Source organism: Longimicrobiales bacterium (assembly GCA_028823235.1).
In the GTDB taxonomy this organism is placed as follows: Bacteria; Gemmatimonadota; Gemmatimonadetes; order Longimicrobiales; family Gaopeijiaceae; genus UBA2589.
Genome location: JAPKBW010000024.1, coordinates 19,440 through 27,117 on the forward strand (window position 1 = coordinate 19,440; position 7,678 = coordinate 27,117).

Annotated in this window: 4 protein-coding genes; all 4 read right to left on the bottom strand. The window is 63.3% G+C overall.

Annotation, left to right across the window (positions count from 1 at the left end):
- Window position 1: 1 nt before the first annotated feature.
- On the bottom strand, window positions 2-1,969 hold the full coding sequence (locus tag OSA81_11730; protein MDE0899679.1) for an NAD(P)-binding protein: 1,968 nt from the start codon (window positions 1,967-1,969) through the stop codon (window positions 2-4).
- A 223-nt stretch (window positions 1,970-2,192) separates the two neighbouring features.
- The gene (locus tag OSA81_11735; GenBank protein MDE0899680.1) at window positions 2,193-3,845 is read right to left on the bottom strand and encodes an amidohydrolase family protein; all 1,653 of its coding nucleotides are present in this window, start codon (window positions 3,843-3,845) and stop codon (window positions 2,193-2,195) included.
- A gap of 382 nt (window positions 3,846-4,227) precedes the next feature.
- Window positions 4,228-5,550 carry an MFS transporter gene (locus OSA81_11740; GenBank protein ID MDE0899681.1) on the bottom strand — a complete coding sequence of 441 codons (1,323 nt, stop codon included), beginning with the start codon at window positions 5,548-5,550 and terminating at the stop codon, window positions 4,228-4,230.
- Between the two features lie 429 nt (window positions 5,551-5,979).
- Window positions 5,980-7,647, bottom strand: a complete 1,668-nt coding sequence (locus tag OSA81_11745) for a D-aminoacylase (protein ID MDE0899682.1) — start codon at window positions 7,645-7,647, stop codon at window positions 5,980-5,982.
- Between the last annotated feature and the right edge of the window lie 31 nt (window positions 7,648-7,678).

A 7,678-nucleotide genomic window follows, 5' to 3' on the forward strand; every position in this document is an offset into this window, starting at 1 on the left:
GCTAGCCCAGCCGTGCCTTCAGCTCGCGCACTGCCCGGTAGGCTTCGTTGATCGCAGCGTCCGTGTGGGGGCTGGCGGCCGCATCGGCGTTCGCAATCGCGATCCGTCCGTAGGGTTGCCGTCCGACCACGTTCGGGCGGTCATCGGGGGTGCCTAGCGCCCATCGCGGATCGTCGAAGAGCGTGTTGTAGGTATAAGCGTAGCCGTGCGGCCATCGGTTGACCGTGATGCCGAGGATGTCTTGCTCGGGATCAAACCCTTTCGGCCCGAAGGTCCGCGCGAGTTGATCTCGGATTTTGAGCTCGAAGGTCTCGAAGCTTGTAGACAGCAGATCCCGTCTCCCACGCCGATGTTGCTCCGCCTTCGATTGGCCGGGCTCGAAGGGGTACCGCGACATGCGGAGCACGATCGGCTCCGTGGGGTCCTGAGACGTCCGATAACCGCCAAAATCGAGTGATGTCCCGAGACTCATGCTCTGGTGATAACCTCCCGGTGCCGACGCTCCGGACACTCCGCTCGCGACCAGGGACTCCCAGTTCCGAAGCAGCACGTTCGTGTATACGAGGGGTGCCTTCACGCCATAGGAGAGCGCTTCGCGTTGCGTCTCAGGCATCTCTGGACACAGGTAAGGAATCACCCCGTTCCAGCAGGCCAAGACAACCGCTCCCCCCCGGACACGGCGCGCTTGGCCGTCCCGCACATACGTGACTTCAACGGGATCGGCCGAGTCTGGACTGCCCATGTGGCGAACGTTCACCACAGTGCTGTTCAGCCGAATTCGTACCGCAGAGTCGGCCGTGTCAAGGCGGCCGTAGTCCGTGTCGGCCAACACGACGTCCTCCATCGAAGACCCTGAGATCGCTCCAGGGATCAGCCCGCGCACCAACAACCGAGTAATGGTCGCGTTGCCGTCTGGGAAGTACATCGTGGGGTCACCGGTGCCTGCTCGGCCCTGATTCTCCCGGCCGTGGGCGCCACCGGGCTCGTCAATAAGCTGGCTGGGCGGTGTCGGTCCTAGGCCGAGCGCCGCGAAGCCCGGGTACCCGGCGTTCCATGCGAAGAGCGCCGGGACGGCGTCGATGCCTGTGCAGTAGATGTACCCCGCGCTGTCGTGCATGAACGCGACCTTCGGGTCCACGTCGAGGACGTCGGTCAGATAGCTCAGATAGCTCATCCCGGCGAGCAGCTTTTTCTTTGCGTCGGGCGACTCGTTCGGCCACGGATCGATCGCCGCGGCCGGATCGCGCAGTCGCACGAGGTCCTCCCGGGCGCGCTCTGTGAGAGGACTCTCTTTTGCGATCTCGGCCCAAGGACGGCGTCCATACCCAGCGGCGAGGTGGTCCCTTCCGAACGTCTCGCGGTCGAAGAAGAAGCCAGACGAGAGGCCAAGGTCGGCATACCGCTCACGCACATCTGCTATCGAATCGTAGTAGCGGGTGCGGTCGATCCCGAGGTCCCACAGCAAGCCGGCCGCCTCGGGACTGTACTGCGACGGCGCCTCGACGTTGAGGGTTCCACCGTTCACTAGGTACGTGCGACCGTTGTGATGGAACTCGTTCCGCTTCGCGTGGCCGCCGAAATCGTCGTGGTTGTCCAGGATCAGTATACGGGCGTCAGGACCACCGACCTGCTTTCGGAAGAAGTGGGCAGCTGCGAGCCCGCTGATGCCGCCACCGACGACGATCAGATCATACTCTTCATCCACACGGGCTGCCTGCTCCCAGGCGGTACCACGCACGAGTGCGTGGGCCGTCTCCCATGAGCCATCGTGGCTTCCGCGCAATCCAGTGAGCGCCGGCGGATAAATCGACTGTTGAGTGAGCCATGACTGGAACCCGTCGACGGAGCCGGTCGGGAAAAGTGAGCCGGTCAGAGCGACCCCCACCCCACTCACGAAGTCACGTCGAGGAATCGACCGCTTCATCCCCAAATTGCGGCCCTCGCCTGGATGTGTTTCTTCCTCTGACATGTCATCTCCCCTTCAATGGAACGCAGAGCCATACTCAGGCCGGGCCCGCGGCTTCCGCAAGTAAGGATTCTGGACTTTGCTCGGCCTAGAATTCCAGTTCTGGCCGGGCGCCAACCCCGCTGCCGAAGGGTCTACTGCAAATTGAGCACTTGCCTTGCCCACGTGGCCAGGACGGTTCAGCGTGACCGGGCCAATCCCGCCATCGCGGCTCGCCAGAATCTCGTCAGCCGCCGGTGTGTCCTCCCGGCGCTCTTAATGACCGCCCGTCCAGCGCCCCTCGGAACGTGCCGTCACGGATCGCGAATTCGCCGTTCACCAGAACGTGTACCGCGCCCTGGGTGAACTGATGAGGATCCTCGATCGTCGCGAGGTCCCGATATTCATCGATATTGAGGACCACGACGTCGGCCCACATCCCCGGCCGGACGTACCCTCGGTCGGAGAGGCGGAAGAAGTCCGCCGCGAGGCCGCTAAAGCTGCGGATGGCGAACGGCACGGTGATTTCGGAGCTGTCCAGAGCGAAGAGGCGCATCTTCCGCGAGAACGCTCCGTAGACCCGGGGGTGCGTGATGCGCTGGCCCTCGGACGGGGTCCTCCCGTCCGTGCAGGTCATCATCCAAGGCATCGCAGCGAGATAGCGCGTGTTCTCGATGTCGTAGAGGTCGAGATTCATGACGCCCGCATTGCCACTCTCTGTCAGGATCGACTGTACGGTCGCAGGGACGGAAGAGCCCCACTCGGTAGCCAACTCCGCGAGCGTCCGGCCGTTCAGGCGCGGGTCCTTGTCAACGAACAGGATCTTCTCAGCCCCACCCCGCATCGCGAGCGATTCCGTGATTTGCCTTTGCAGGAGGGTCAACGTGTCGGGATGGGCGAAACGACGTTCGATCTGCTCCTGGCCCCCCGCGGCCGCCCAGCTCGGTAACGCGTAGGAGCGAAGGTTCGACTGCGTGGCGGTGTAAGGGTGCTGCGCCGCCCAGACGTCCACCCCCCGTGCCCGGGCCTCCTCGATCATCTCCGCGCCGACGTTTGCCCGTCCGTAATTCGTTGCACCCTGTGGGTTGAAATGCGAGAAGATGACGCGCAGCCCGCTCTCTTCACCAATGCGGATGCCCTCGGCAACCGAGGCGTCGTAGCCGATGCCCTGGTAGGTGGCTCCTAGGTCGCGATCGTGGGTGTCGTAAATCGCGTCCTCCCACTCCGCAGCCACTCGCGAAAGCTCAAGCACCTCCTCCGTGGTAGAGAAGGCGCCAGGTGTGTAGAACAGGCCGGTCGAGAGCCCGAACGACCCCTCTTTCATCCCTTGGCGGACCATGGCCTTCATCCGATCGAGTTCGTCGGTGGTCGGGGCTCGGTCGTCCATGCCCATGACCGCCCGTCGCACCGCGCCGTGGCCGACGAAGGTCAGCGCGTTGACCCCGATCCCCACGGCCTCCCAACTGTCGAGTCGTTCCGCGACCTCCCAGGGTCCGCCTCCGTCGAGTCCGAGCGCGACGGTCGTAATGCCCTGCGTCAGGAACGGTCGACCATCCTGCCCGTAGGGTTCGGCGAGGGGGGCGTGGGAATGTGCGTCAATGAAGCCGGGCGCGACGACAAGCCCGCTCACGTCGATCACCTCAGCGGCTGCCTCCGCATAGAGGTCGCCCACCGCCACGATTCTTCCGTCGGCGATCGCCACGTCGGCGATGAAACCCTCCGCGCCCGACCCGTCGTACACCAGCCCGCCCGTGAAGACGATGTCGTACGACGGCTCGGCAGTGCAGGCGACAAGTCCGACAAGAGCGAGGGCTGCCACACCCGAGCCCACCGTGAGCGGCCAGGACGAGCGTCGACCCTTAGTGCGCCGGTCCGCCGCTCCATAAGCTGATGTTGGCAACTAGTTCTCCCGTTGACGTTCGATCCCTCGCGAGTCTCCTGCACGACTCGCTCACTGGCAACGCCGGGTCCACAGGGCACGATGTAACGCCTCGCGATTCTGCTGCATGGCCAGAGTGATGACCCGGAGTGCGAGCCGCAAGGCGCGTGCTGCGGACCCGCTAGTTCCTTCCGTAACCGCAGCGATCGCCTGTTATGTGGTGCACCTCCAAAGGAAGACGAGGCCGGCGTGACTTGGTCTTCTCAAGAGCTCTTCTCTCCCCTCCCTTCCTCCACCTCGCTAAGTCCCGGAGTGACTTCCTTGAAAATCCTGAGCTTCAAGGCCAGCAGCGCGGCCCCTAAGAATCTCACAACTACTCTTCCCATTTTGTGCGGAAAGCTGCCTAGGTGTTGTGCTGAGGGGTGGAAAGAGAATCCAAAGCCGCCCGCACCTCCGCGTGTCGCGCGCGCGTAAGTGGGAACCGATATAAAAAGAGCGCGCCAAGGCCCATGAGGAGCGCGGGCACTCCGCCGTACACCCACATCAAGTGTCCCTGGATCACCACGCCGATGGACTCTGCCGAAGGGTCGTAACCAAGTGCGGCGGGGAGCGTCGTCCCGAGCACCACGCCAAGCGCGAGGGACAGCTTGATCGTCATCCCCCACACGGCGAAAAAGAGTCCCGAACGCTGCTCGCCGCTCTCCAGCGTATCGACATCGATCACGTCGGCGGCAATGGAGTTGGCCAAGAACAGAATCGATGCAAAGCTCGATCCGCGTACGACGATGGCGCACATCATGGCGATGACGTCGCCCTGGCGCATGAACACGAGGGGCAGACTCCACAGAGCGATCCAAAGCGCCGCCAGCATGAGCGCTCGGTCTTTGCCGATTCGCACGGAGATCGCGAGCCAAACGGGAATGCCGGCCAAGCTGGCGAGGTTCTCTAACAGGATCATGATCGGAAAACGCCCTTGGTCCACCATGACGTCCGCCAAGACCAGCCGGTGAAGCGTGCCCTGGATCGCCACGCCTGATACGAAGAAAAGCACGCATCCCACCATGCGGGCGAACGCGGGGTTGCGTGCGACGATCTTCAGGCCGGCCAGAGTGTTCCGGCGCTCGTGCGTAAAGCCCCCTGGTATGGGTTCCGCGACGGTGGTCACGCACAGAAGAAGCAGCACTGGCAAGGTGATCATGATCACTACCGCGATCGCCTTGAGTTGGCCCGCGGCATCTTCAATTCCTCGAGCCGCAAGCCACACTACGGCCGCCAGCAGCGTCACCTGCCCGGCGGTGGCGATGCCCTCACGCCATCCAGTGACGCGGGAGCGATCGTCATAGTCCGTGGACAATTCGGCGCCCCAGGCCTTGTGGGGCAGGTCAATCAAGGTGAAGCCGAGGTAGAGGACCGCAGACCACAGCGCCAAGTACACGGCCGAGACGTCCTCGCTCGGCACGAAGATCTTCCACAGCGCGATCAAGAAAAGCGGAGCCCCGAGCAGCATCCACGGTTTGCGCCGACCAAGCGGAAGGTGCATACGGTCACTTAGGCCTCCGATCAGCGGGTCGGTCACCACATCGAGGAGCCTTGAACACGCTATTGCCACACCGACCGCGGCCAGCGGCACGCCTAGGTCGTCCGCGTAGAACGCCGGCACGAAGAGCGCCATGGGAAGCGCGGCCATAGCCGTCACCGAGGACGGTACGGAATACGCGACGAGCATCAGCCGGCTGATGCGGTCAGTGGACGACGAGGCGTTCAGCTTAGCACCGCGAGCGTCAGGTCCTCGAGACTTGTGCTGCAATCGCCATGCTTCTGTGATCCGGCGAACAGGCTGCACACAAACGGCGCGGTTGCGACACAACGACGCTCGACGTTCGGAAATGGCAGGGACTGATCATCTATCCCGTTTGGGTCAGAGCAGGGTCACGATCTCGGACTCGGCGATCCCTGGCGATGATGTCGGAGCGCGACAGGTTACCACAAATCACAGAGCCATCCTGTACGGTCTGCTCACGATCCACCTCAGGGACGCGCGCCCCGACCCCGAGCTCATTCATCAGGGTCAAAACCAGCCGTTCCGTGGCTCGGCTTCATCGTCTTGCTGGCTCGGTTCGAGGCAATGCTTTCACACACACTAGTTGCCGAAATCCTAGCGTCTCAGCAACCGGCCGGGACGTACGTCGGCGAGCACGCCATCATCGATGACAGCCACACCGTTCACGAAGACGTAGTCGATGCCCTCCGCGTAACGCATCGCATCTCCGAAGTCCGCGACATCCCGGATCGCATCAGGATCGAAGAGCAGTAGGTCGGCTATCTGACCCGGTGCGACGAAGCCACGGTCATGGAGGCCCAGTCGCTGAGCGGCCATCGAACTCATGCGCCGAACGGCATCCTCTAGACTGAGTGCACCGTCTTGCCTCACGTACTTGCTGATAACCCTCGGGAACGCTCCGAACGCGCGCGGGTGGGCGCTCGCCGACGTCGCCGGATTCACGGGCGAAGCGTCGGTATCGATCATCACGTACTCAGCTGCCAGCGCCTGCCACTTCTGCTCCTCGTTCATGCTCCGCGGGTTCACGCTCACGCCGCCCGCCTGCACCAGGTCGAAGAAGGCGTTCCACGGGTCTGTTCCAAGGATCTCGGCTGCCCCCGCGATGGAGCGGTTGATCACGCGCTCGTCGACCCCGCGTGAGGCTGACACGATCAGCACGTTCTCCCAGTCCATGCCCACGTGGCGGTACCAGTTCTCCCAATCGCCGGTCGTCTCAACTTCTCGTCGGAGTTCGGCACGCACCGCGGGGTCCGCGAGCGTCGCCAGAAATTCCGACGTTCCCTCTGCGTAATGCCGTGGATGCAGGAACGAACCCAGCCCGATACCGTTCCGGATGTACGGGTAGATATCCGCGGTCACGTCCATGCCCGCAGTTCTGGCCGAGTCGATCAGCGCGAGCGCCTCGACCATGAGTGGCCAGTTCTCTTCGCCCGCCGCCTTCAAATGGTAGATGTGCACCGGGACACCAGCCCCCTCACCGATCGCGATCGCCTCATGGATCGCGTCCAACACCGCATGGCTCTCGTTGCGCATGTGCGTGAAGTACATACCACCGAACTCACCCGCGACCCGTGTCAACTCGATGAGTTCCTCCGTGCTCGCATAGACTGCGGGCGGGTAGATCAGCGAGGTCGAGACACCAACCGCGCCGTCCTGCATCCCCTGGCGTACCAGCTCCTTCATCTGCTCGAGCTGCTCGGGCGTGGGCCGCACGTCGCGCTCTCCCAATACCACCCGGCGGACCTGCGTGAGACCCACGTTGTGCACGACGTTCAGGGGGATTCCGTATCCCTCCATCAGTGCGAAATACTCGGCGTAGGTACGCCACGTGAGAGTATCGCCGCCTACGACCACACCGTCACCGAAGGTCTCGTCACTCTGCGGCGCAGGCGAGCCTCCCTCCCCCGACAGGTAGGTTGTGATCCCTTGTCTAAGCTTACTCTCCGCACTCGGCGGGTCGGTGACGAGCACCAGGCTCGACTGGCCCATCATGTCGATGAACCCAGGGCTCACGACACGACCAGCTGCGTCGATCGTGCGCGTAGCCTGCCAGTTGTCCAGGTTACCCACTGCCGCGATCCGGTCACCACGAATGCCTACGTCACCGCGGAACCACGGGTTACCCGCACCATCCACAATGCGGGCATCGGCGATCAGAACGTCGAGAGCACGGGCCCCTGCATCGTCTTCCCGCGCGGGTGTGCAAGAGGCAGTCGATATGGCGACAGCGAAGACTGTCAGGGCCACGTAGTAGCGCATCATTCAACTCCAGAGCAGGGATCTCGTCCGAGAA